The 26,865-nt window shown below is 40.2% G+C and carries 11 protein-coding genes, 4 tRNA genes and 7 rRNA genes; 4 read left to right on the top strand and 18 right to left on the bottom strand.

What is annotated here, in order from left to right:
* The first annotated feature begins 27 nt into the window (after positions 1-27).
* On the top strand, positions 28-1,599 hold the full coding sequence (istA, locus tag K4L44_17045; protein ID QZE14197.1) for an IS21 family transposase: 1,572 nt from the start codon (positions 28-30) through the stop codon (positions 1,597-1,599).
* Positions 1,596-2,351 (top strand): IS21-like element helper ATPase IstB, encoded by a 756-nt coding sequence (gene istB, locus K4L44_17040; GenBank protein QZE14196.1) that lies wholly within the window; start codon positions 1,596-1,598, stop codon positions 2,349-2,351. Before istA ends, istB begins: the two co-directional genes overlap by 4 nt.
* 675 nt (positions 2,352-3,026) lie before the next feature.
* Here the strand turns inward: istB and K4L44_17035 are convergent.
* The 16 genes from K4L44_17035 to K4L44_16960 all read right to left on the bottom strand — a co-directional run bounded on the left by K4L44_17035 (position 3,027) and on the right by K4L44_16960 (position 21,921).
* Positions 3,027-4,535: an IS66 family transposase gene (locus tag K4L44_17035; protein QZE14195.1), complete on the bottom strand. Its 1,509-nt coding sequence runs from the start codon at positions 4,533-4,535 to the stop codon at positions 3,027-3,029.
* A 23-nt stretch (positions 4,536-4,558) separates the two neighbouring features.
* Complete coding sequence (gene tnpB, locus K4L44_17030; protein ID QZE14194.1) at positions 4,559-4,903, bottom strand: IS66 family insertion sequence element accessory protein TnpB; 345 nt, start codon at positions 4,901-4,903, stop codon at positions 4,559-4,561.
* A complete protein-coding gene (locus K4L44_17025) occupies positions 4,903-5,196 on the bottom strand; it encodes a hypothetical protein (protein QZE14193.1) in 294 nt (97 codons plus the stop codon). The genes tnpB and K4L44_17025 overlap by 1 nt, the downstream gene beginning before the upstream one ends.
* A gap of 328 nt (positions 5,197-5,524) precedes the next feature.
* A 5S ribosomal RNA gene (gene rrf, locus K4L44_17020) occupies positions 5,525-5,635 on the bottom strand.
* A gap of 125 nt (positions 5,636-5,760) precedes the next feature.
* A 23S ribosomal RNA gene (locus K4L44_17015) occupies positions 5,761-8,640 on the bottom strand.
* Positions 8,641-8,755: 115 nt separating this feature from the next.
* A tRNA-Ala gene (locus K4L44_17010) sits at positions 8,756-8,829 on the bottom strand.
* A gap of 24 nt (positions 8,830-8,853) precedes the next feature.
* Positions 8,854-8,927 (bottom strand) — tRNA-Ile (locus K4L44_17005).
* Positions 8,928-9,069: 142 nt separating this feature from the next.
* Positions 9,070-10,593 (bottom strand): 16S ribosomal RNA (locus K4L44_17000).
* A gap of 148 nt (positions 10,594-10,741) precedes the next feature.
* Positions 10,742-10,852 (bottom strand): 5S ribosomal RNA (rrf, locus tag K4L44_16995).
* 53 nt (positions 10,853-10,905) lie between these two features.
* Positions 10,906-11,016 (bottom strand): 5S ribosomal RNA (gene rrf / locus K4L44_16990).
* Positions 11,017-11,141: 125 nt separating this feature from the next.
* Positions 11,142-14,021, bottom strand: a 23S ribosomal RNA gene (locus tag K4L44_16985).
* A gap of 115 nt (positions 14,022-14,136) precedes the next feature.
* Positions 14,137-14,210 (bottom strand) — tRNA-Ala (locus tag K4L44_16980).
* Positions 14,211-14,234: 24 nt separating this feature from the next.
* Positions 14,235-14,308 (bottom strand) — tRNA-Ile (locus K4L44_16975).
* Positions 14,309-14,450: 142 nt separating this feature from the next.
* Positions 14,451-15,974, bottom strand: a 16S ribosomal RNA gene (locus K4L44_16970).
* Together the 16S, 23S and 5S rRNA genes with 4 tRNA genes alongside form the textbook arrangement of a ribosomal RNA operon.
* Before the next feature lie 1,016 nt (positions 15,975-16,990).
* Entirely contained in the window at positions 16,991-21,289 is a 4,299-nt protein-coding gene (locus K4L44_16965) for an acyl-CoA dehydratase activase (GenBank protein ID QZE14192.1), read from the bottom strand.
* Positions 21,286-21,921: a TetR/AcrR family transcriptional regulator gene (locus tag K4L44_16960; protein QZE14191.1), complete on the bottom strand. Its 636-nt coding sequence runs from the start codon at positions 21,919-21,921 to the stop codon at positions 21,286-21,288. Before K4L44_16960 ends, K4L44_16965 begins: the two co-directional genes overlap by 4 nt.
* 290 nt (positions 21,922-22,211) lie before the next feature.
* On the opposite strand from K4L44_16960, the gene K4L44_16955 reads away from it, so the two are divergent.
* A complete protein-coding gene (locus K4L44_16955) occupies positions 22,212-23,831 on the top strand; it encodes an ATP-binding cassette domain-containing protein (GenBank protein ID QZE14190.1) in 1,620 nt (539 codons plus the stop codon).
* 82 nt (positions 23,832-23,913) lie between these two features.
* Positions 23,914-24,441 (top strand): hypothetical protein, encoded by a 528-nt coding sequence (locus K4L44_16950; protein ID QZE14189.1) that lies wholly within the window; start codon positions 23,914-23,916, stop codon positions 24,439-24,441.
* Here the strand turns inward: K4L44_16950 and K4L44_16945 are convergent.
* Positions 24,433-24,774 carry a hypothetical protein gene (locus tag K4L44_16945; protein ID QZE14188.1) on the bottom strand — a complete coding sequence of 114 codons (342 nt, stop codon included), beginning with the start codon at positions 24,772-24,774 and terminating at the stop codon, positions 24,433-24,435. The two genes, K4L44_16950 and K4L44_16945, sit on opposite strands and share 9 nt — an antisense overlap.
* A complete protein-coding gene (ppk1, locus tag K4L44_16940; protein ID QZE14187.1) occupies positions 24,767-26,827 on the bottom strand; it encodes a polyphosphate kinase 1 in 2,061 nt (686 codons plus the stop codon). Before ppk1 ends, K4L44_16945 begins: the two co-directional genes overlap by 8 nt.
* Positions 26,828-26,865: the final 38 nt, after the last annotated feature.

Raw genomic sequence — 26,865 nt, 5'->3', positions numbered from 1 at the left:
TAGGTGTCCAAACCAAAAATCGAGGCAATGAATAGAAAACAAAAATTCTCTATGTGGTACAAAGTTAAAGAAATGCATGAATCTGGCTTTAACAAAAGTCAAATAAGTGCGAAATTAGGTATTGATCGCGCTACTGTTCGCAAATATATCAATACAAAAGAGGACGAATTCATTCGAAGCTTAACGAGCATCTGTCAGATGCCTAAAAAGTTAGCACCGTATCAAATGTTCACCAAAAATTTATTGGTTGAGTATCCATTTCTCTCTGCCGCACAAATTGAAGATCGACTTAAAGAAAATTTTAAAGACTTGCCTCAAGTTTGTAGTAAGACGGTGTATAATTTTGTGATGTCAACTCGCAAACGATATGACATTCCTAAGGTCTCTGCCTATTCGATACGGCAGTATGAGAAAATCGTCGAAGTGAAATATGGTTCTGAGGCGCAGGTTGATTTTGGTGAATGCTATCTTTATAAAGAAGATGGATGCAGAGTTAAGGTCTATTTTTTTGCCATGGTTCTTTCTCGATCTCGATATAAATATGTCTATTGTCAAAGTCGTCCCTTTACTAGCGAAACTGCTAACTATGCTCATGAACTTGCATTTTCATATTTCGAGGGAATACCAAAACGTATTGTATATGATCAAGATAGTGTTTTTATTCATGATGAAAATCTAGGAGATTTTAAACTAACACAGGGGTTTAGACAACTTTGTGATAAGTATAAATTTGAGACTCACTTTTGTCGAAAGGCTGATCCTGAATCTAAGGGTAAAATAGAAAATGTAGTTAAGTATGTGAAATACAATTTTCTAAAAGGTCGAAAATTTATTGATAATGAATCTTTACAGACAGCATGTTTGGCTTGGTTGCGTCGTACTGGAAACCAAAAGAGACACAGTACGACTCACAAAATACCTTCAGAAGAGTGGATGATAGAAAAAGATCATTTACTTCCTTTTAATGGGGATATTGAAACACCTAAAGATAAATTACCTACACTTAATGTGTTAAAAGACAATACAATCAGATATAAAGGGAATACATATAGCGTACCTTTCGAAACGTATCAAGGAGTTGATACGAAAGTGATTGTATCACAACAAGACAATGAATTGCTTATTCTGAATAGCGATCAAACGCTATTAGCAAAACACTTAGTTCCATCTAGTAGAGGGAATTATGTGAAAAATAACGATCACTCGAGGCCAAAATCTAAAACAAAAGAAAAACTGCATAATACTATCTTGGATAAACTGGGACATACTGACTCTGTGAAACTTTATTTAGAAACTTTAGAGAATGATAAGTCAAGATATTATTATGATAGTCTAAGACTTTTAGACAGGAAAATCACAGATGATAATATTCGTTTTGCAGAGCAAACCATAAATTGGTGTTCAGAAAACAACATCCTGAATGCAAATGACTTCATACAGATACTTAACTATTATAAGAGTCGGGATGAAGCAATGAAGATCAGTCAAAAAGTTGTTCTTCCTAAAGTTGAAATGAGTGGTGGTAAAAAGATCAATAATCGTGATGTACAACCTTCAAGAAGTAGTATTGAAACATATGAAAGATTAATAAACCTATGAACCAGATTGAAAAAATAAAGCTACATGCTGATGCTCTAAGACTCACCCAGACCCGTAATAACCCAGAAGGGATTATACATGAAGCACAAATAAATAAGCCAACCTATATGGAGTTCTTATTATCTGTTTTTGAATGTGAAATTAAGCATCGAGAGAAGAAAAATATTGAACGACGAATAGCCTTAGCTAACCTTCCCAAAGATCATGATCTTGATAAATATGATTTTAATGCTTCAAATGGTATAACACCATCTCATCTTAAGCAACTGAGGGAGCTGATGTGGATGGAACAGAATTATAACCTAATTTTAATGGGACCATCAGGAACTGGAAAAACTTTTATCGCAGCAGGATTGATCTACGATGCCGTAAATACAGGATACAAAGCTTATTTTATCACCATGGAGGAGTTAATAAAGACATTGAAAATGAAAGAAATGATCTCTTCTGCTCTTGCAAAATACAACCGACTATTAAAGGCAAATATTATTGCCATTGATGATATTATGCTTTTTCCAATCAAGAAAGAAGATGCAGTTTCATTTTTTAATTTAATAAACCATCTTCATGAACAAACATCGGTTATTATAACTACCAATAAATCTCCTAAAGAATGGGCTGAAACACTCGAGGATGAAGTGTTGGCTACAGCATTACTTGACCGTTTACTATATCGTTGTGAAGTAGTAAAAATGAAAGGGCAAAGCTTTAGAATGGAAAATAGAAGGACCATTTTTGAACCTGTTCGATAATCATCCCTATACTGTATTTATATGGCAGATCCTCATTATGGATCAGGGAAACTTTTGGTTGTAATAGTGGTGATTTACTTTTACGAAAAAATGATGATTATTAATTTGCTATTTACACATTAGAAGATACATCTCTTTATTTCTAAAACGATAGCATAGTTATATTTCATAAAAGTATAGACACAAAAAAAGCTGACTCTTTAGAAGAAGCCCCTTTTATTAAAAGGGCGGCGACCTACTCTCGCCCATCTCTGCAGTAGCCTCGGCGCGATAGGGCTTAACTTCTCTGTTCCCAAAGGGCATTAAATTCGGGAAGAGGTCCCTCTTCCCAAGATTAGAAGATACATCTCTTTATTTCTAAACGATAGCATAGTTATATTTCAGAAAAGTATAGACACAATAAAAGCTGACTCTTTAGAAGAAGCCCCTTTTATTAAAAGGGAGGCAACCTACTATCGCCCATCTCTGCAGTAGCCTCAGCGCGATAGGACTTAACTTCTCTGTTACCAAAGGGCATTAAATTCGGGAAGAGGTCCCTCTTTCCAATATTAGAAGATACATCTCTTTATTTCTAAAACGATAGCATAGTTATATTTCAGAAAAGTATAGACACAAAAAAGCTGTATCCGTTCGGCTACTCACGTATATGAAGATTGATCTTTTTTACTATAAAGATTATTTCCAGTTTTGAGGAAGTAAGTCATCGTATTTCGATGGCTTGGTGTCGGATATACGATTTAAGATATCTGTATACCATGCATGAGGTTCAACGTCTGCCATTTTGCACATGGAAGATAGAGTATAGAACATTGCTGCTCTTTTAGCTCCCTCTTCTGATCCTGCAAAGAGATAGTTTTTACGTCCAATGGCTACTGGACGTACTTTATTCTCCACATTATTATTGTCGATAATGTAGCTTCCATCTTCTGTATATTGGCACAGTTCATCCCATAGGTTTAGGCTATAGTTGATTGCTTTCCCAATAGGGCTTTTAGGTAATGCTATAAGAGACTCTTTTTTTAACCATTTTTCGAGTTCCTTTAGTATAGGCACAGCAAGTTCTTGTCGAAGAAGATAGGTTTCTTCGATAGACAACTCTTTTTCCTGACTTGTTCTCTCTATCTTATATAGTTCTTGGATCTTTTTTAAAGCATATTCGGCACGAGTTCGATCATTTTCTTTTGCCTCAAAAAATTTCCGTCGAGCATGTGCCATACATGCTAACTTTATAATTTCTTTTTGATTTCCAAGTTTATGATAACCTTGATATCCATCTGTCTGTAGAACTCCTTTAAACTTTTTTAAAATCGATTCTGGTACAGAACCTTTTCGGGAGTTATCGTAAGTAAATAAACAACTCTTTATATTTGGAGCATAATAGATCCAGAAGTAACCAAGATGAGTGGCTCCTTGTTTCTTATCTGTTAGAACCTTGATACTTGTCTCATCGGCTTGAATATAGTCTGACTGGATTACTTTTTTCTCGATATGTTTGTATAGTGGAGAAAGTAGTTCAGCAGCCTTCCTTATCCATCCATTGATGGTTGCTTTAGGAAAATCAATTCCTGATCTTTTAAAGATCCCTTGGGCTCTATAAAGAGGTATATGGTCGTAGAATTTACCAACAATAAATTGACTTATTAATGAGTTCCCCGCCATACATTTGGGGATAAGATCCGACGGAAGTTCGGAGATGATAATGTTATCCTCTTCGGGTAAACGATATTTTGGACGAACAATTTGTCTTACATAAAGCTTACCTGGACTAAATTCAATCCTCTCTGATATTTCTTCTCCAATACGAGTTGCTCCCTCTGGGACATCATCAGGTTCAATCACTTCTACTTGACGAGGAAGGTCAGAAGGGATACTTTTTCTTTTTGCCTTTTTTTTCTTCTTAACAACCTCAATAACCTCCTCTTCTGGAGAAGATATCTGTAAGTCTTCTAGATTTTTCTCTTCGACTTCAAGAGCTAACTCTAATTGGTTCGGATCTTTATAGGTTTCTTTGGTTGAGCCAAAGATACGTCTCTTAAGATAGGCAATCTGTGCCTTTAAGGATTCGTTTTCTTGTTTTAAACTAGTAACTTCAGAGTCGACATTAGAGTATTCAGTCATCATCTTCTGGAGTTGATCCAAAAGATCTTCTTTACTTACATCCTCTATGATATCGCTCTTTTTCATGGTTTAAGGATACACATATTTATTTAAATAACATAACGTTTTTGTCTTTTATATTCTTTGACAAGAACACCTTCTATAAGAAGGACAAGATCAGTGTACTCAAGATGCATTGATGTTAAGTCTTTTATTTCAGGAGGTCTAAAGGTTCCTCTCTCTAGTCGTTTCACAAAAAGAACAAAACCACCTCTTTCCCATTTAAGTAATTTCATCATGGTACGACGTTTGTTCAGAAAGATAAATACATCACCCGAAGTAATATTGGCATCAATCTTATTCTGCACCAATCCGGATAATCCATCAAAACTTTTCCTCATATCTGTTGCTTCAGAATAGAGGTGAAAACGATCATTTGAAGATATTGATAACATCAGCCTTGAATTTGGATTAATGATCGAAGCGTCGATATTGTCGTTGCTGAAGAAAGTTGAAGGGTTACACCATTGGGATAAGTGATAACGATCTCTTCTTTTATTTGTGAGGTTTCATTGTCTAATGTGACAAAAAAACCTTGAGTTTCTTTAGAATACTCCTTCTTATATTTTGCCTTCCAATAACTATATACTGATAGTTTTATATTGTTCTGTTTACAGTAATCGATATTGCTTAGTCCACTATTGTGTTGTGCTTCTATGAGATCAAACATATGTGCTTTTTTACTCATCTATTTCTTTTTTTGATTACGTCTCAAAAATAGAAGGCTTTAAAATAATGCACAAGATGTGAATAACCGAACGCTTACAAAAAGCTGACTCTTTAGAAGAAGCCCCTTTTATTAAAAGGGCGGCGACCTACTCTCCCACATCTCTGCAGTAGCCTCAGCGCGATAGGGCTTAACTTCTCTGTTCCCAAAGGGCATTAAATTCGGGAAGAGGTCCCTCTTCCCAAGATTAGAAGATACATCTCTTTATTTCTAAACGATAGCATAGTTATATTTCAGAAAAGTATAGACACAAAAAAAGCTGACTCTTTAGAAGAATCAGCTTTTATTAAAAGGGCGGCGACCTACTCTCCCACATCTCTGCAGTACCATCGGCGCGATAGGGCTTAACTTCTCTGTTCGGAATGGGAAGAGGTGGAACCCCTATGCAATAACCACCTTAAATTGTTAATACGGTGATTTATACGTGACTAATAATTTTAATAATATTAATCAATATACATAGTTCAATATGATTTTGACATTTCTCCTGGAAGAAGGAATCCTAGAATACAACATACTTTATTCTAATGAAAGTTTCGGGTAATTAGTACTGCTCGGCTTTGGTCTCGCAACCTTTACACCTGCAGCCTATCAACGTCGTAGTCTCCAACGACCCTCTAAGGAAACCTCATCTTGAGTGGAGCTTCGTGCTTAGATGCTTTCAGCACTTATCTCTTCCAAACGTAGCTACTCAGCAATGCACCTGGCGGCACAACTGATACACCAGAGGTTTGTCCACCGCGGTCCTCTCGTACTAGCAGCAGCTTCTCTCAAGTTTCCTGCGCCCACAACAGATAGGGACCGAACTGTCTCACGACGTTCTGAACCCAGCTCGCGTGCCACTTTAATGGGCGAACAGCCCAACCCTTGGGACCTTCTCCAGCCCCAGGATGTGACGAGCCGACATCGAGGTGCCAAACCGCTCCGTCGATATGAGCTCTTGGGAGCGATCAGCCTGTTATCCCCGGAGTACCTTTTATCCTTTGAGCGATGGCCCTTCCATACGGAACCACCGGATCACTATGCTCTACTTTCGTACCTGATCGACTTGTTGGTCTCACAGTCAAGCACCCTTGTGCCATTACACTCTACAGACGGTTACCAATCGTCTTGAGGGTACCTTTAGAAGCCTCCGTTACTCTTTTGGAGGCGACCACCCCAGTCAAACTACCCACCACACAATGTCCTCATCGCTGAGTTAGGTTCCAAACAGGCAAAGGGTCGTATTTCAAGGACGACTCCACAACACCTTGCGATGCCGCTTCATTGTCTCCGACCTATCCTACACATTACATGCCCAGAATCAATGTGAAGTTGCAGTAAAGGTTCACGGGGTCTTTCCGTCCCGTTGCGGGTAATCGGCATCTTCACCGATACTTCAATTTCACCGAGCTCATGGCTGAGACAGTGCCCAGATCGTTGCACCATTCGTGCAGGTCGGAACTTACCCGACAAGGAATTTCGCTACCTTAGGACCGTTATAGTTACGGCCGCCGTTTACCGGGGCTTCATTTCAGCGCTTCTCCGAAGATAACGCCCCCACTTAACCTTCCGGCACCGGGCAGGTGTCAGGCCTTATACATCATCTTTCGATTTAGCAAAGCCCTGTGTTTTTGATAAACAGTCGCCTGGGCCTTTTCACTGCGGCTCCCCTTACGAGGAGCGATCCTTCTCCCGAAGTTACGGATCGATTTTGCCTAGTTCCTTAGCCATGAATCACTCGAGCGCCTCAGGATTCTCTCCTTGACTACCTGTGTCGGTTTGCGGTACGGGTCTGTATAATCTACGTTTAGAGGTTTTTCTTGGAAGCCCTTAGGCACACTATCCAATTGTCCGAAGACGCTTGGTACTATCAGGTTTCAGCTCAATGTGCGGATTTGCCTACACATATCATAACCTAAGCCCTTCAACGTACTATTCCGTCAGTACGCGGTGCTTTCATCACTCCGTCGCCCCATCACAATTATACAAAGTACAGGAATATTAACCTGTTGTCCATCGAGTTCGCCGTTCGGCTTTCCCTTAGGTCCCGACTAACCCTGATCCGATTAGCGTTGATCAGGAAACCTTAGTCTATCGGCGGGGGGGTTTCTCGCCCCCCTTATCGTTACTTATGCCTACATTTGCTTTTCTAACCGCTCCAGCACACCTCACAGTATGCATTCAACGCTGGTTAGAATGCTCCCCTACCACTTAATGGTAGTCCATTAAATCCATAGCTTCGGTGATATGTTTAATGCCCGATTATTATCCATGCCCGATCGCTCGACTAGTGAGCTGTTACGCACTCTTTAAATGAATGGCTGCTTCCAAGCCAACATCCTAGCTGTCTATGCAATCAGACCTCGTTTGTTCAACTTAACATATACTTGGGGACCTTAGCTGATGGTCCGGGTTCTTTCCCTTTCGGACATGGACCTTAGCACCCATGCCCTCACTCCTGGTAATCATATTACAGCATTCGGAGTTTGTCTGGAGTTGATAGGCGGTGAAGCCCTCGCATCCAATCAGTAGCTCTACCTCTGCAATACTATATCCAAGGCTGCACCTAAATGCATTTCGGGGAGTACGAGCTATTTCCGAGTTTGATTGGCCTTTCACCCCTACCCACAGGTCATCCAAGAGCTTTTCAACGCTCCCTGGTTCGGTCCTCCATCTTGTGTTACCAAGACTTCAACCTGCCCATGGGTAGATCACACGGTTTCGCGTCTACCCCCACTGACTTTAGCGCCCTATTCAGACTCGCTTTCGCTTCGGCTCCTAGCCTTAAACTATTAACCTTGCCAGTGAGGAGTAACTCGTAGGCTCATTATGCAAAAGGCACGCCGTCACATATAAATATGCTCCGACCGCTTGTAAGTGTATGGTTTCAGGTACTTTTTCACTCCCCTGTTCGGGGTACTTTTCACCTTTCCCTCACGGTACTGGTTCACTATCGGTCTCTTAGGAGTATTTAGCCTTACCAGATGGTCCTGGCAGATTCAGACAGGGTTTCACGTGCCCCGCCCTACTCAGGATACTGCTAGATCATATTTGCTTACGTGTACAGGACTTTCACCATCTTTGGTGTAACTTTCCAGTTACTTCCACTTCACGCATAATCTCATATTGCAGTCCTACAACCCCAATCACGCCGAAACGTAATTGGTTTGGGCTAATCCGCGTTCGATCGCCACTACTAACGGAATCACTTTTGTTTTCTCTTCCTCCGGGTACTTAGATGTTTCAGTTCTCCGGGTTTGCCTCTGATATAATCAGATAACCAATAAATTGGCTGGGTTGCCCCATTCAGAAATCTTCGGATCATAGGTTGTTTGCACCTCCCCAAAGCTTATCGCAGCTTATCACGTCTTTCATCGCCTCTAAGAGCCAAGGCATCCACCATACACCCTTACTTACTTTCTATTACATTAACCTTTTCGTTAATCTAAAATATTACTGTTGTATTCTTTTTACAGATTACTTCTTCCAGAATGTCAAAGAACTTATATACACTAATTAGTTAATCAGTATAAATGTGTGGAGAATATCGGAGTCGAACCGATGACCTCCTGCGTGCAAGGCAGGCGCTCTAGCCAACTGAGCTAATCCCCCCAATAACCTGCGTTATCTTAAATGTAGTCCCGCCCAGACTTGAACTGGGGACCTCTACATTATCAGTGTAGCGCTCTAACCAGCTGAGCTACGGGACTATGCTATAAAAACATAACCACCTTAGTTTTTCAGCTTACGCTATCACCACGTTGGTCATGTGGGTATATAAGGTTTTTTTGATATGACAAGAAAAAACAACCTAATCTGTCGATTTTCTTAAACCGTTCTTGTCGGCTCCAGAAAGGAGGTGTTCCAGCCACACCTTCCGGTACGGCTACCTTGTTACGACTTAACCCCAGTCACTAGTTTTACCCTAGGCCGCTCCTCTCGGTAACAGACTTCAGGCACCCCCAGCTTCCATGGTTTGACGGGCGGTGTGTACAAGGCCCGGGAACGTATTCACCGCGCCATGGCTGATGCGCGATTACTAGCGAATCCAGCTTCACGGAGTCGAGTTGCAGACTCCGATCCGAACTGAGACCAGTTTTAGAGATTAGCATCCTGTCGCCAGGTAGCTGCCCTTTGTACTGACCATTGTAACACGTGTGTAGCCCTGGACATAAGGGCCGTGCTGATTTGACGTCATCCCCACCTTCCTCTCACCTTACGGTGGCAGTCTCTCTAGAGTCCTCAGCTTAACCTGTTAGCAACTAAAGATAAGGGTTGCGCTCGTTATGGGACTTAACCCGACACCTCACGGCACGAGCTGACGACAACCATGCAGCACCTTGTACGTCGTCCGAAGAAAGGTCTATCTCTAGACCGGTCGCCGTACATTTAAGCCCAGGTAAGGTTCCTCGCGTATCATCGAATTAAACCACATGTTCCTCCGCTTGTGCGGGCCCCCGTCAATTCCTTTGAGTTTCAATCTTGCGATCGTACTCCCCAGGTGGATTACTTAAAACTTTCGCTTAGCCACTGACTGTGTATCGCCAACAGCGAGTAATCATCGTTTACGGCGTGGACTACCAGGGTATCTAATCCTGTTCGCTCCCCACGCTTTCGTACATCAGCGTCAGTTATACCTTAGTAAGCTGCCTTCGCAATCGGTGTTCTGAGTAATATCTAAGCATTTCACCGCTACACTACTCATTCCGCCTACCTCAAGTATACTCAAGTAATACAGTTTCAATGGCAGTTCTACAGTTGAGCTGCAGGATTTCACCACTGACTTATATTACCGCCTACGTACCCTTTAAACCCAATAAATCCGGATAACGCTTACACCCTCCGTATTACCGCGGCTGCTGGCACGGAGTTAGCCGGTGTTTATTCATATGCTACCTTCAGCTACTTTCACGAAAGTAGGTTTATTTGCATATAAAAGAAGTTTACAACCCATAGGGCAGTCATCCTTCACGCGGGATGGCTGGTTCAGACTTGCGTCCATTGACCAATATTCCTCACTGCTGCCTCCCGTAGGAGTCTGGTCCGTGTCTCAGTACCAGTGTGGGGGATCATCCTCTCAGAACCCCTAGACATCGTTGCCTTGGTAAGCCGTTACCTTACCAACTAGCTAATGTCACGCATGTTCATCTTGTACCGCCGGAGCTTTAATTATCGAGCCAGGCGACTCAATAATACTATGAGGTATTAATCCAAATTTCTCTGGGCTATCCCTCTGTACAAGGCAGATTACATACGCGTTACTCACCCGTGCGCCGGTCGTCGTCTGGTAGCAAGCTACCTCCGTTACCCCTCGACTTGCATGTGTTAGGCCTCCCGCTAGCGTTCATCCTGAGCCAGGATCAAACTCTTCGTTGTATAAAAAGTTAATTAATTTAGCTCAACAAAAACTCAAAAATCTATTGATTGACGGTTGCTTTTTTGTACTTGTCATTATCAAAAAAATATCTTCAAAGAACGTTTTGTTCATAAAAAAAATCAACTCAAGTGAATTGATCTTTCATTAAAAGGGCGGCGACCTACTCTCCCACATCTCTGCAGTACCATCGGCGCGATAGGGCTTAACTTCTCTGTTCGGAATGGGAAGAGGTGGAACCCCTATGCAATAACCACCTTAAATTGTTAATATCATTGCGAAAAGATCAACTCAAGTGAATTGATCTTTCATTAAAAGGGCGGCGACCTACTCTCCCACATCTCTGCAGTACCATCGGCGCGATAGGGCTTAACTTCTCTGTTCGGAATGGGAAGAGGTGGAACCCCTATGCAATAACCACCTTAAATTGTTAATACGGTGATTTATACGTGACTAATAATTTTAATAATATTAATCAATATACATAGTTCAATATGATTTTGACATTTCTCCTGGAAGAAGGAATCCTAGAATACAACATACTTTATTCTAATGAAAGTTTCGGGTAATTAGTACTGCTCGGCTTTGGTCTCGCAACCTTTACACCTGCAGCCTATCAACGTCGTAGTCTCCAACGACCCTCTAAGGAAACCTCATCTTGAGTGGAGCTTCGTGCTTAGATGCTTTCAGCACTTATCTCTTCCAAACGTAGCTACTCAGCAATGCACCTGGCGGCACAACTGATACACCAGAGGTTTGTCCACCGCGGTCCTCTCGTACTAGCAGCAGCTTCTCTCAAGTTTCCTGCGCCCACAACAGATAGGGACCGAACTGTCTCACGACGTTCTGAACCCAGCTCGCGTGCCACTTTAATGGGCGAACAGCCCAACCCTTGGGACCTTCTCCAGCCCCAGGATGTGACGAGCCGACATCGAGGTGCCAAACCGCTCCGTCGATATGAGCTCTTGGGAGCGATCAGCCTGTTATCCCCGGAGTACCTTTTATCCTTTGAGCGATGGCCCTTCCATACGGAACCACCGGATCACTATGCTCTACTTTCGTACCTGATCGACTTGTTGGTCTCACAGTCAAGCACCCTTGTGCCATTACACTCTACAGACGGTTACCAATCGTCTTGAGGGTACCTTTAGAAGCCTCCGTTACTCTTTTGGAGGCGACCACCCCAGTCAAACTACCCACCACACAATGTCCTCATCACTGAGTTAGGTTCCAAACAGGCAAAGGGTCGTATTTCAAGGACGACTCCACAACACCTTGCGATGCCGCTTCATTGTCTCCGACCTATCCTACACATTACATGCCCAGAATCAATGTGAAGTTGCAGTAAAGGTTCACGGGGTCTTTCCGTCCCGTTGCGGGTAATCGGCATCTTCACCGATACTTCAATTTCACCGAGCTCATGGCTGAGACAGTGCCCAGATCGTTGCACCATTCGTGCAGGTCGGAACTTACCCGACAAGGAATTTCGCTACCTTAGGACCGTTATAGTTACGGCCGCCGTTTACCGGGGCTTCATTTCAGCGCTTCTCCGAAGATAACGCCCCCACTTAACCTTCCGGCACCGGGCAGGTGTCAGGCCTTATACATCATCTTTCGATTTAGCAAAGCCCTGTGTTTTTGATAAACAGTCGCCTGGGCCTTTTCACTGCGGCTCCCCTTACGAGGAGCGATCCTTCTCCCGAAGTTACGGATCGATTTTGCCTAGTTCCTTAGCCATGAATCACTCGAGCGCCTCAGGATTCTCTCCTTGACTACCTGTGTCGGTTTGCGGTACGGGTCTGTATAATCTACGTTTAGAGGTTTTTCTTGGAAGCCCTTAGGCACACTATCCAATTGTCCGAAGACGCTTGGTACTATCAGGTTTCAGCTCAATGTGCGGATTTGCCTACACATATCATAACCTAAGCCCTTCAACGTACTATTCCGTCAGTACGCGGTGCTTTCATCACTCCGTCGCCCCATCACAATTATACAAAGTACAGGAATATTAACCTGTTGTCCATCGAGTTCGCCGTTCGGCTTTCCCTTAGGTCCCGACTAACCCTGATCCGATTAGCGTTGATCAGGAAACCTTAGTCTATCGGCGGGGGGGTTTCTCGCCCCCCTTATCGTTACTTATGCCTACATTTGCTTTTCTAACCGCTCCAGCACACCTCACAGTATGCATTCAACGCTGGTTAGAATGCTCCCCTACCACTTAATGGTAGTCCATTAAATCCATAGCTTCGGTGATATGTTTAATGCCCGATTATTATCCATGCCCGATCGCTCGACTAGTGAGCTGTTACGCACTCTTTAAATGAATGGCTGCTTCCAAGCCAACATCCTAGCTGTCTATGCAATCAGACCTCGTTTGTTCAACTTAACATATACTTGGGGACCTTAGCTGATGGTCCGGGTTCTTTCCCTTTCGGACATGGACCTTAGCACCCATGCCCTCACTCCTGGTAATCATATTACAGCATTCGGAGTTTGTCTGGAGTTGATAGGCGGTGAAGCCCTCGCATCCAATCAGTAGCTCTACCTCTGCAATACTATATCCAAGGCTGCACCTAAATGCATTTCGGGGAGTACGAGCTATTTCCGAGTTTGATTGGCCTTTCACCCCTACCCACAGGTCATCCAAGAGCTTTTCAACGCTCCCTGGTTCGGTCCTCCATCTTGTGTTACCAAGACTTCAACCTGCCCATGGGTAGATCACACGGTTTCGCGTCTACCCCCACTGACTTTAGCGCCCTATTCAGACTCGCTTTCGCTTCGGCTCCTAGCCTTAAACTATTAACCTTGCCAGTGAGGAGTAACTCGTAGGCTCATTATGCAAAAGGCACGCCGTCACATATAAATATGCTCCGACCGCTTGTAAGTGTATGGTTTCAGGTACTTTTTCACTCCCCTGTTCGGGGTACTTTTCACCTTTCCCTCACGGTACTGGTTCACTATCGGTCTCTTAGGAGTATTTAGCCTTACCAGATGGTCCTGGCAGATTCAGACAGGGTTTCACGTGCCCCGCCCTACTCAGGATACTGCTAGATCATATTTGCTTACGTGTACAGGACTTTCACCCTCTTTGGTGTAACTTTCCAGTTACTTCCACTTCACGCATAATCTCATATTGCAGTCCTACAACCCCAATTACGCCGAAACGTAATTGGTTTGGGCTAATCCGCGTTCGATCGCCACTACTAACGGAATCACTTTTGTTTTCTCTTCCTCCGGGTACTTAGATGTTTCAGTTCTCCGGGTTTGCCTCTGACATAATCAGATAACCAATAAATTGGCTGGGTTGCCCCATTCAGAAATCTTCGGATCATAGGTTGTTTGCACCTCCCCAAAGCTTATCGCAGCTTATCACGTCTTTCATCGCCTCTAAGAGCCAAGGCATCCACCATACACCCTTACTTACTTTCTATTACATTAACCTTTTCGTTAATCTAAAATATTACTGTTGTATTCTTTTTACAGATTACTTCTTCCAGAATGTCAAAGAACTTATATACACTAATTAGTTAATCAGTATAAATGTGTGGAGAATATCGGAGTCGAACCGATGACCTCCTGCGTGCAAGGCAGGCGCTCTAGCCAACTGAGCTAATCCCCCCAATAACCTGCGTTATCTTAAATGTAGTCCCGCCCAGACTTGAACTGGGGACCTCTACATTATCAGTGTAGCGCTCTAACCAGCTGAGCTACGGGACTATGCTATAAAAACATAACCACCTTAGTTTTTCAGCTTACGCTATCACCACGTTGGTCATGTGGGTATATAAGGTTTTTTTGATATGACAAGAAAAAACAACCTAATCTGTCGATTTTCTTAAACCGTTCTTGTCGGCTCCAGAAAGGAGGTGTTCCAGCCACACCTTCCGGTACGGCTACCTTGTTACGACTTAACCCCAGTCACTAGTTTTACCCTAGGCCGCTCCTCTCGGTAACAGACTTCAGGCACCCCCAGCTTCCATGGTTTGACGGGCGGTGTGTACAAGGCCCGGGAACGTATTCACCGCGCCATGGCTGATGCGCGATTACTAGCGAATCCAGCTTCACGGAGTCGAGTTGCAGACTCCGATCCGAACTGAGACCAGTTTTAGAGATTAGCATCCTGTCGCCAGGTAGCTGCCCTTTGTACTGACCATTGTAACACGTGTGTAGCCCTGGACATAAGGGCCGTGCTGATTTGACGTCATCCCCACCTTCCTCTCACCTTACGGTGGCAGTCTCTCTAGAGTCCTCAGCTTAACCTGTTAGCAACTAAAGATAAGGGTTGCGCTCGTTATGGGACTTAACCCGACACCTCACGGCACGAGCTGACGACAACCATGCAGCACCTTGTACGTCGTCCGAAGAAAGGTCTATCTCTAGACCGGTCGCCGTACATTTAAGCCCAGGTAAGGTTCCTCGCGTATCATCGAATTAAACCACATGTTCCTCCGCTTGTGCGGGCCCCCGTCAATTCCTTTGAGTTTCAATCTTGCGATCGTACTCCCCAGGTGGATTACTTAAAACTTTCGCTTAGCCACTGACTGTGTATCGCCAACAGCGAGTAATCATCGTTTACGGCGTGGACTACCAGGGTATCTAATCCTGTTCGCTCCCCACGCTTTCGTACATCAGCGTCAGTTATACCTTAGTAAGCTGCCTTCGCAATCGGTGTTCTGAGTAATATCTAAGCATTTCACCGCTACACTACTCATTCCGCCTACCTCAAGTATACTCAAGTAATACAGTTTCAATGGCAGTTCTACAGTTGAGCTGCAGGATTTCACCACTGACTTATATTACCGCCTACGTACCCTTTAAACCCAATAAATCCGGATAACGCTTACACCCTCCGTATTACCGCGGCTGCTGGCACGGAGTTAGCCGGTGTTTATTCATATGCTACCTTCAGCTACTTTCACGAAAGTAGGTTTATTTGCATATAAAAGAAGTTTACAACCCATAGGGCAGTCATCCTTCACGCGGGATGGCTGGTTCAGACTTGCGTCCATTGACCAATATTCCTCACTGCTGCCTCCCGTAGGAGTCTGGTCCGTGTCTCAGTACCAGTGTGGGGGATCATCCTCTCAGAACCCCTAGACATCGTTGCCTTGGTAAGCCGTTACCTTACCAACTAGCTAATGTCACGCATGTTCATCTTGTACCGCCGGAGCTTTAATTATCGAGCCAGGCGACTCAATAATACTATGAGGTATTAATCCAAATTTCTCTGGGCTATCCCTCTGTACAAGGCAGATTACATACGCGTTACTCACCCGTGCGCCGGTCGTCGTCTGGTAGCAAGCTACCTCCGTTACCCCTCGACTTGCATGTGTTAGGCCTCCCGCTAGCGTTCATCCTGAGCCAGGATCAAACTCTTCGTTGTATAAAAAGTTAATTAATTTAGCTCAACAAAAACTCAAAAATCTATTGATTGACGGTTGCTTTTTTGTACTTGTCATTATCAAAAAAATATCTTCAAAGAACTTATTTCTTATTTCATCCATCGTCGCCGTTGCGCCGATGTTTTTGCGGTTGCAAAGGTAAATCATTTTATCTTTAAACTCCAAATGTTTTTTCATTTATTTTTCGTCTCCGAAAAACTAAAAAACATTGAATCAAAACCATTAAGAACTCGCTATCGTTTTTCTCGAAAGCGTTGCAAAGAAAGGGCTTTTTTTGCTTTACTTCCAAATAAAAAAACAGTTAATTTTACCTAGCCAACGTGAAACACCTGCTATCACACTAATCCAAAACATGTTATGAAACACATCTTTTTTTCATCCCTACAGATACATTCCGAACACGGTTCATCTCAAATCAAATATTGACACCAAAAGACTCATCCACTAAAACCACACTATCGTGGAAAAACATCCAAAACCTTAAGACATCTATTTAAGTTATGATAAATCACTTCCAAGAAAACAGTTTCTTGGAAGACAACCTTTGCAATATCCATAATTTTCTGGACAACCTCTATTGAGGGACATCCAAAGGGAATCCAAAGGGATTGATAGGCACATTGTCCATGGCTTGTCCATCCTTTGTCCATGGTTTGTCCACCGATTCTCCATCGATTCGATGACTGAAGCATGAACAAACCATGAGCAAACCATGAACAAAGTCAGGTAGAAACAGCTATCAAATAGTTATGAAGAGTGGGACTAAGATCGGAATAAGAGATAATCCTATACCAAATACCTCGCTATAATTGAAGTAAAAGTATATAGTATAATCTAGGAAGATGATTTGAAAGGGTTTGATTCAGTAAAAATTCGATACAACAAGATCTTGCGAGACGTGAACATGGAGTATTTAGATAGGGTAAAATATCTCATAAAAAAACCATCGATTCAATTAGAATCGATGGTTCTTATATAATAGAGACTAAAAACACTTCTACAAACTACATGCAACTCTATCTAAAGGTTGACAGTGATCTTTGGCATTTTTAACAAGAAAATGTAATCTATTAAACATATTTGCCTGCGACACACCTCCGTCCAAATCAATGAATAGTAAATTCATTTCAGGATATAATTTCATTACTCTGTTTTCGACTCCTTTTGAGATAATATGATTTGCAATACAACCAAAAGGCTGAAGGCTTACCACATGGTTTACGTTTGTCTTAGCAAAGAATGAATATTCGGCAGGAATAAGCCAACCTTCACCAAACTGTGCAGCCAAACTAACCATTTCGGAAGCTTTCTCTCCTTCATGATGAATATCTGTGAACGGTATAAAGAAAGGGAAACCGGCACATGCTTTATTAAATTTTCGTACTCTTTTATTCAGAATATGATTCATTCCATCGGTAAACAATCTATTCATCCAGGAAGATTTCTTTTCTAAGAAATTTACCTCATTAAACTTTTTGTTCACAAAATATTGAGACATAAAGTCAAGAACAGGAGGAACCACAACTTCCACTCCCTGATCTACTAACCATTGAATAATATGGAAATTATTCTGATCATTATATTTGACATAAATCTCACCGACAACCCCAACAGAAGGGACATCGATATTATGATGAACAATAGAAGAAAATTCGACTGAAGCATGTTTTAAAAGATCTGTTGCATCAGATGTTTTAGAATTAGTCAATTTACTCTTCCATAACGTAATATACTTTTCTCTTAACTCAAATGCTGCACCTTTACGACACTCTCTTGGAGCAGCACTATAATATAATTTGGAAAGAGAATCTGCAAATAACATCGTGTTCATAATAACACCTACATATTTCTTCATCTCAAACTCGAAACCAGGTTGTTTATGAGCAATCACCTCATCACTAGTAAGAGAGACCAATGGGACATCCATACAACCAGCACTACGCAAAGCTTTTTTAATCAGACCAAGATAGTTTGTAGCCCTACACTGCCCTCCCGTTTGGGTCATAACGAAAGCCACTTCATCAAGGTTATATTGTCCAGACTGAACTGCTTTAATAATGTCACCAACAATCACGGTAGCAGGGAAGCAAACTTCATTATTCGCGTACTGCAATCCGAGTTCTTGAGAGACCTTATCACTAGGGGGCAAACTTTCCACTTCATATCCAGCTAATGCAAATAGTTCTGGAAAGAAAGGAGAATAGAATGGGGAAAAGTAAGGCAGCAACAACTTTCGAGAGCGGTCTTCCTTCTCAAATGTTTTCAATTCTGGAACTGGTGTAATCTCCACCTCCTTATCACTTTGATCTTTTAGCTTAATACTTTCGATCAAAGAACGAATACGCAGATTGAGAGAACCAATATTTGTTACATCATCAAGCTTTAACAGAGTTAAATTCTTATCCCCTGTTTTAAGTATCTCTTGAAGTTCATCAATAATAAAAGCATCAGGTCCACAACCAAAAGAAGAGAGTTGGATAACCTGTACTTTTTGATTTTGTCTTTTCGCCCAGTGTGCTGCTTTAATAATATTATTTACATATGCCCATTGCAAAACAAGCTCCTGGTTGTCATCATAATAAGAATCATCAAAACGAACGATATCTTCGGTTATTACATCCACTCCATAACCTGTTATACATTTTGAGATTGTATGTTGAATCAAAGGATCATGATGATAAGGACGTCCTACTAAAAGAACCACCATTCGATCCTCTTTTTTAGCCTTCTCGAATATTTGGACATTCTCCTCTTTCAACCTCTTTCTGAAATTCCATTGTGCATTATTCGCCTTTTCAACAGCTAGTCGAATATTTGATTTTTTAGAAGTAATTTCAGGCCACGATTCAATATACTTCAACAAGGCACCCTCAAGTAACTTTTGATCTTTAAAAGAGATTGGAGGAGCATCCACTGTAACTTTATTCCCAAAGACACTTTTTATCACATCTGAATAACCAGAAACGACAGGACAATTAAAGCTATTGGTTGTTTTATCTGATTCTTTATTTTCATAAATTACATAAGGAAGAAAAATACGTTCCACCTTCTTCTCTATCAAATCTTGCACATGACTATGTACCAACTTTGCAGGAAAGCAGATATTGTCAGACATGATGGTAGAGGTCACCTTTTCGTAATCAGCCATATTAGACGTATCCGATAAAACGACATCGAAGCCTAATTCGGTAAAAAAAGTATTCCAAAAAGGGAAGTTTTCATACATATTAAGCACTTTTGGAATACCTATCTTAGGAGCAGTATTTCTTAGATCTGCTTTGTAAGAACTAAAAACTTCTTTATAACGATATTCACTAGCATTCTGTCCGTATTCTAACTTAATCCCCCCATTGGTGAAGATCTTCTCACATTTGTTACCTGAATAGAACTTTTGATTGTTGTCGAATTTATATTGCTGAATCTCGCATAAGTTTTCACAACCTTTACAGTGTAGATTCTTTGTATTGTATTCGGGTTTGTGTTGTAAAAAATCGACACCACGATCGATTAAATGATCGACTTTGTGGATATTCCTTGCGGCATAAATTGCAGCACCAATTGCACCCATTAATTCTGGCATATCGGTAAAAGAGACTGGTTTCTTTACCAAATCTTCCATTGCTTTGACAACAGAAAGGTTTTTAAAAGTACCTCCTTGCACAGAAATATAACCACCTAAGTCTTCGACATTCTTCAACTTCAACACCTTGAAAAGCATATTTTTTATTACGGAGTAGGATAAACCCGCTGCGATATCTCCAGGTTGTGCTTTTGCTCTTAGCGATTGTTTCACTTTAGAGTTCATAAAGACAGTACATCGAGTTCCCAAATCACATGGACTTTGGGATTTACAAGCAAGTTCTGCAAATTCACTTGGTTTGTAGTTCATCGAGGTAGCAAAACCTTCAATAAACGAACCACAACCAGAAGAACAAGCTTCGTTCACTTCCAGACGAGTAATCTGTCCATTATCGACAAAGATCGCTTTCATATCTTGCCCCCCAATATCAAGTATAAAGGAGACATTTGGATTATATTTCATTGCCCCCATATAGTGAGCAATGGTCTCAACGATTCCAAAATCTAGGCGATAAGCCTTTCGAATTAGATCCTCACCATATCCAGTAACACAGGATCCTTTAATTTGAATATCTATACCAGCACTGAGGACCTTCTCTGCGCATTTCTTTAATCCTTGATGCAGAGCATTTAATGGATCTCCATTATTGTTCTGATAATATCGATAGACAAGTTTTTCATCCTCATCCAACAATACAATCTTAGTAGTAGTAGAACCAGAGTCTACGCCTAGGAAACAATTTTTAGAAGGAAGAGATATGAATTCGTTTGTTTGAACGAAATTGGCTTGCTTTTTCTTTTTCCAAGAAAGGAACTCCTCCTCGTTCTTAAACAGAGGTGTAAGATCTGGATCCGTTTGTTTACTTTCAGCAGTTCTTTCAGAGATAAGAGATATCAACTCTCCTAAGAAGATCTCCTTTCTTTCAATATCATCCACTAGAGCACATCCCAATGCAGGGATCAAAGATGAGTATTCAGGAACAATAACATCTTGTTCCTCGATGCCTAAAGTTTCAATCAATGCCTTTCTTAAGAAAGGGATAAATGAAAATGGACCTCCACACAGGAGCACCTTTGGTTTAAGTTCTAATCCACGAACTAGTGTCGTAACAGTTTGATTGGACAAAGCATAGAATATAGACGCAGCTATATCTTCTTTGGCGACCTTCTTACTAAGAAGGTTTTGAATATCGGTTTTGGCAAATACCCCACAACGAGAAGAGATAGGGTATCTCTTTTTATATTTGTAGGCAAGATCGTTTAATTCTGTAACACTAACTCCCAATAGGACCGCCATCTGATCAATAAAAGCGCCAGTTCCTCCAGCACAACTACCATTCATACGCATCATTGGAGCTTTTTTCTCTTCGAATACAATAAGCTTCGAATCTTCTCCACCCATATCAAAAAGTGTAGATACATCCGTAAAATTATGCTTAATGACCTCCGAAGCGGAGACAACCTCTTGAAGAAAAGGGATTTGACAATCTTCAGACACCCCCATTCCAACGGAACCTGTGATAACCAAAGAAACTTTCCTATCATTAAATTTCTCTTTCACCTCTTCAAGAAGACTCATTAAAGCTTCATGAATGCCAATATGGTGTCTTCTATAACTAGAAAATATAATTTCATTATCATCATCGACACATACAACTTTAATTGTGGTTGATCCCATATCAACACCTAATCTAATAGGTCTATCATTACACATCATTCTTCTACCTTTTCGTTCAAAAAATTATTGAATATTTCCCTTACAAGTATTTTATTTTGAGTCTTACTAGACAACAAGTATTCTTCCATTAAAGAGTCATGGTCCCCTAATACTAGTCTAATAGTTGGCGAAATAATTACAGACCCAAGGATTATACTTATTATTTTTATAATAAAATTGGTGCTATTAAATCGCATCATCTTCTGCACACCAAACTGTCTTATCGTGATCTCTGAAACTCGTTCAATTATACCAAACTCATATAAAGAGTTTCTTACTACCGAGGCTAAATTTTCCTGGTTACGCTCAATTTCGCTGATAATAAAAAACGGATAAGATGGGTGTTCAATTAAAAGCTTGGTATACTCATCCACCCAGTAGTCTAACACGTCATATATATCGTCGGTAGTCCCAATATAACTACCTAAACGAGGGATAAACCGATTTATCATCCCATCTAGAAGGCGACTATAAAGACGCTCTTTTGATCTAAAATAGTAGTTCAAGGAGGTCCTTGAAATCCCGACTTCTTTCGCTATCATATTCATTGTCGTAGACTTAAAGCCATTCTTCATAAACACCTTCTCTGCGACAAATAAAATACGTTCTTCAATATTTCTATCTATCTCCATAACAAACATCATTGTTTGACAATGGTGTCAAATGTAGCTATTAGACATAATTATGATCATATATTTTCAACAAACGACCTTCTTTTCATTATGAATATATCTTTTTTTAACCACATAAGTTCAAGACAGAATGTAAATATATTGTTAAATTAGACAATCTAATAAGAATGTCTAAAAACTTAAGAACATGCTGAAAATGAAATATTAACCTTCAAAAGCTACATAGGTTGTAATATTTTTTCTAGTTTTGCAAATTCAAAAATGTAAACTACATATACCTTTAGATAAAAATGATTACAGTTTCGGATTTATCCATTCAATTTGGGAAGAAACCTCTTTTCCAAGATGTTAACCTAAAGTTTCTACCGGGAAACTGCTACGGAGTTATTGGGGCAAACGGTGCAGGAAAGTCAACTTTCTTGAAACTTCTTTCTGGAGATCTTGAGTCGACCAAAGGACGTGTATCTCTTGAACCAGGAGAACGTCTTTCTGTACTAAAGCAGGATCACCATGAATTTGATGAGCATACAGTACTAAATACTGTGATGATGGGACACAAAGAGATGTGGGACGTCATGTCAGAGAAAGATGCTCTTTATATGAAAGAGGATTTTAATGAAGCAGATGGAATGAAAGCTGCTGAATTAGAAGATCGCTTTGCTGAGATGGATGGTTGGAATGCTGAAAGTGATGCTGCCGCACTATTAAGTGGTCTTGGTATCAAGGAGGAAAGCCATTATAAATTGATGCAAGATATGGATCCAAAGATGAAGGTACGTGTGCTTTTAGCACAAGCACTGTTTGGTAATCCAGATAACCTTCTTTTAGATGAGCCTACCAATGACTTAGACCTTGAAACTGTAGGCTGGTTAGAAAACTTTTTAGCAAATTTTGAGAATACTGTTATTTTAGTTTCTCACGACCGTCACTTCCTAGACAGTGTATGTACAAATATTGTAGATATCGATTTTGGTAAAGTGAAGTCTTATGGAGGTAACTACTCATTCTGGTACCACTCAAGTCAGTTGGCTGCGAAACAGCAAGCACAACAAAATAAAAAGATGGAGGAGAAGAAGAAAGAACTTCAAGAGTTCATTTCTCGTTTCTCTGCGAACGTTGCTAAATCGAAACAGACAACAAGTCGTAAGAAGATGATAGAGAAGTTGAATATCGAAGATATCGACCCTTCAACACGTCGCTATCCGGGTATTATCTTCCAACCAGAAAGAGAAGTTGGAAATAACATTCTAACAGTATCAAGTCTATCTAAATCAGTAGATGGTGACACGCTCTTTAAAGATATGTCGTTTACCATCGAAAAAGGGGAGAAGGTTGTATTTTTATCACGAGATTCTCGTTCGATGACAGCTTTATTCGATATTATTAATGACAAAGCAGAAGCAGACAATGGGTCTTTAGAGTGGGGAGTAACAACAACAAAGGGATATTTACCTCTCGACAACTCTAATTTCTTCCAGAATGAATCCAACGTCTTCGATTGGTTATCTCAGTATACAGACAACTCTGAAGATGCATATATTCGTGGATTTCTAGGAAAGATGCTATTTACTGGTGATGATATTGAGAAAAAGGTAAAAGTTCTTTCTGGAGGGGAAAAAGTAAGATGTATGCTATCTAAATTAATGATGGGTAATCCAAATGTTGTAGTTCTAGATAATCCTACAAACCACTTGGACCTAGAATCAATTCAAGCATTCAATAATGGACTTATCTCATTCCCAGGTATTGTTTTGATGTCCTCACATGACCACGAGTTTATTCAAACAGTATGTAATCGAATCATTGAGATAACACCAAATGGAATCATTGATAAACTAATGGATTACGATGATTACATAAGAGATGAAAAAATTCAATCTCTACGAGAGAAGATGTATTCAGGAGAATAAAACAGGTTACAAAATAATAAAGAGAGTCGTTAATCCATCGACTCTCTTTTTTTATATATTTCATATCAATCAAATGTAAGTTATGAATCAAAAGGCACTTATTCTATATCACACTAACTATGGTTTTTCTTATACAGTAGCAGAATTTGTCAAGCAAGCTATTTCGAGATCCAATTTAGAGGTAGTTATTTGTTCCATAGATCAAGCAGATTTGCTAGACCTTTTTTCTTATAGCTATAAATATATAATATCCCCTATAAAATATGGAAACTACGCTAAGAAGGTTCTAAATTTTCTTAAACAGTACGATCATATTCTGTCTAAAACCCATTGTGTTATTGTCTCCATTGACCTTGTTTCGAGAAAGAATGACAGAAATAGCCTTGAAAACAATAAGCAAGTAAGTAAAATATGGAGCAAGCTTAATTGGACTCCGACGAGATTAATCATCATTCCAGGAGAGTTAGATTACTCCAAGTATAATTTCATTGAAAAGAAAATGATGAAGTTGCTTATGTACATAATGAAAGGTCCAACGGATAGCAATACATCAGAGGTGTATACCAATTGGAAGTCATTGGAGTCACAAATTAAGAACGACTTACATTAGTAAATCGATTACATCTACTGGATTACCGATAACAACCGAGGCCCCATTATCAATAATAGGTCTTTGAAGTAAGCGAGGTTCTTTAATGATCTCCTGTAGAATTTTCTTTTCTGACATATCACTGTTTTTCAGATTGTCTTTATAATATTTCTCTTGCTTTCTAAGGAGGTCCTCTACTGAGCCATCAAATCGCGTTAAGAGACCTTGAAGCATTTCAATAGTTAGTCCTTCTTTAAGGTATTCAACGATCTGTATATCGACATTTTTACTCTTAAGATATTCTAATCCTTCTCTAGATTTTTTACATCTTGGGTTATGATAAATTTTAATCATACTGTTTCTCTTTTAAATAATCATAGAATGCATCTTGACATCTCATGCCAGACTCATTCTTATTAATATATATATTTCTGTATCCACGACCATTCTCTCTAGCTTTGACATTATCACTCAGCTGTATTTGCAGATAATCTATAAGTTCATTTTTGAGTACTTCGTCTTTAACAGGGCACGCAATTTCAATTCTTCGGTTTAAATTTCTTGGCATCCAGTCCGCAGAGGAGATGTAAGTACTATTTTCTCCATTATTATGGAATAGCCAAATTCTTGAGTGTTCTAGAAATTTATCCACAATACTGACAGTACGAATATTCTCACTTAACCCAGGAACACCAGGAACAACAACAGAAATGCCTCTTACAATAATATCTATTTTAACTCCAGCAGAACTAGCTTCATATAATTTGTCTGCCATCTCTTTATCCACAAGGCTATTCATCTTTAGAATCATAAAAGCAGGTATTCCATTCTTCGCATTAGATATCTCTTGTTCAATACAATCAACCAAAAAATTACGGAGATAAAAAGGAGAAACAATCAAACGATTATAATCAAAATGCATATAATTATGCCTAAAAAAACGAAATAGGTTCTCTAGATCTTGTGTAATCATTGTATCAGACGTAAAAAGACCGATATCAGAATATATCTTTGCTGTCGACTCATTATGATTTCCTGTTCCTATATATCCATAGTTAACGGGGATATCATTCTCAATACGTTGTACCCAAACAAGTTTGCTATGTACCTTTAATCCAGGTATTCCACTTATAACCTGCACTCCTGCTTCTTGTAAGGTATTAGACCAATAGATATTTGCTTTTTCATCAAATCGAGCCTGCAATTCAATTAAAACAGTGACTTTTTTCCCATTTCTTGCGGCATTAATTAAAGCATTGATCACTTTTGAGTCGCTTGCAACTCGATAGATAGTGACGCCAATTTCTACCACTTTAGGATCAATCGCTACCTCTCTCAAGAAATCAATAAAATGATTAAAGCTTTGATAAGGATAGTGAAGCATAATATCTTGCTTTTTGATTGCACGAATAACACTTCTCTTTCTTTTCAAGAGAGGATGCTCTAATGGCACGATTGATTGATAGTAATCGGTGTCGGAACCGACTCTAGGGAATGACATAAAATCGCCTCTATTGTGATATCGACCTCCAGGAACAATATTTTCAATATTAATATTCATTTTTCTCGTGATAAATCGAAATAGCTCTTTAGGCATCTCTCTATCGTATATAATGCGGACCGGGTTCCCTTTCTTCCTTCTTTTAAGACTATCTTCCATCTTTTGAATTAGAGTGGTAGAGATATCATCATCGAGATCGATCTCTGCATCTCTAGTGACCTTTAAGCTATATGCTTGGGCTTTATCGTAGTTGAAAATATGAAATAGATCATCAAGACAATAACGAATCACATCATCTAACATGATGATAGACTTCTGATTTGAACCATTGGGTAGTTCAACATAGCGAGAAAGTGAATTCGATGGGATTCTAAGAATTGCAAAATAGTGATCATTTTTTTTCTTCGATTCACGACTTAGAACCACGGTCAAATATATCGCACCATCGCTTAAGTCAGGGAAATTTGAGAGATCATTGAGCATGATTGGCACCAAATATGGAAGTACGGTATCATAAAAAAATCTCTTGACATATTTCCCCTGAATGTCAGTAAGTTCTTTTTCATCAACGATACTAATTCCACTTAAGGACATGTCTTTCTTTACCTTCTCATATATCTCTTTAAAATAGAGTTGTTGCTCATTAACAGTGTCCATTATTTGCTCTAACAACTCATCAGGAGAGTAAGTACCAATCTGATCAGGCATCTCAATACCATGCTTTACCATACGTTTTACCGATGCAACTCTTACACGAAAGAACTCATCTAGGTTTTTAGAAAAAATTCCTAGAAACCTTAATCGTTCAAGAAGTGGTACTGATGGATCATCAGCCTCTTGCAGCACTCTCTCATTAAATGACAGCCAACTCAACTCCCTATTATTATATCTTCTTAATAAACTCATATTCAAGAATTTTTATAACAACGAACACCCCCTATCAA

It is taken from the genome of Prolixibacteraceae bacterium, from assembly GCA_019720755.1.
Classification (GTDB): domain Bacteria; phylum Bacteroidota; class Bacteroidia; order Bacteroidales; family Prolixibacteraceae; genus Halosquirtibacter; species Halosquirtibacter laminarini.
Note: the sequence above shows the minus strand (reverse complement) of the source record. Positions and strands in the feature narration are given on the sequence as shown.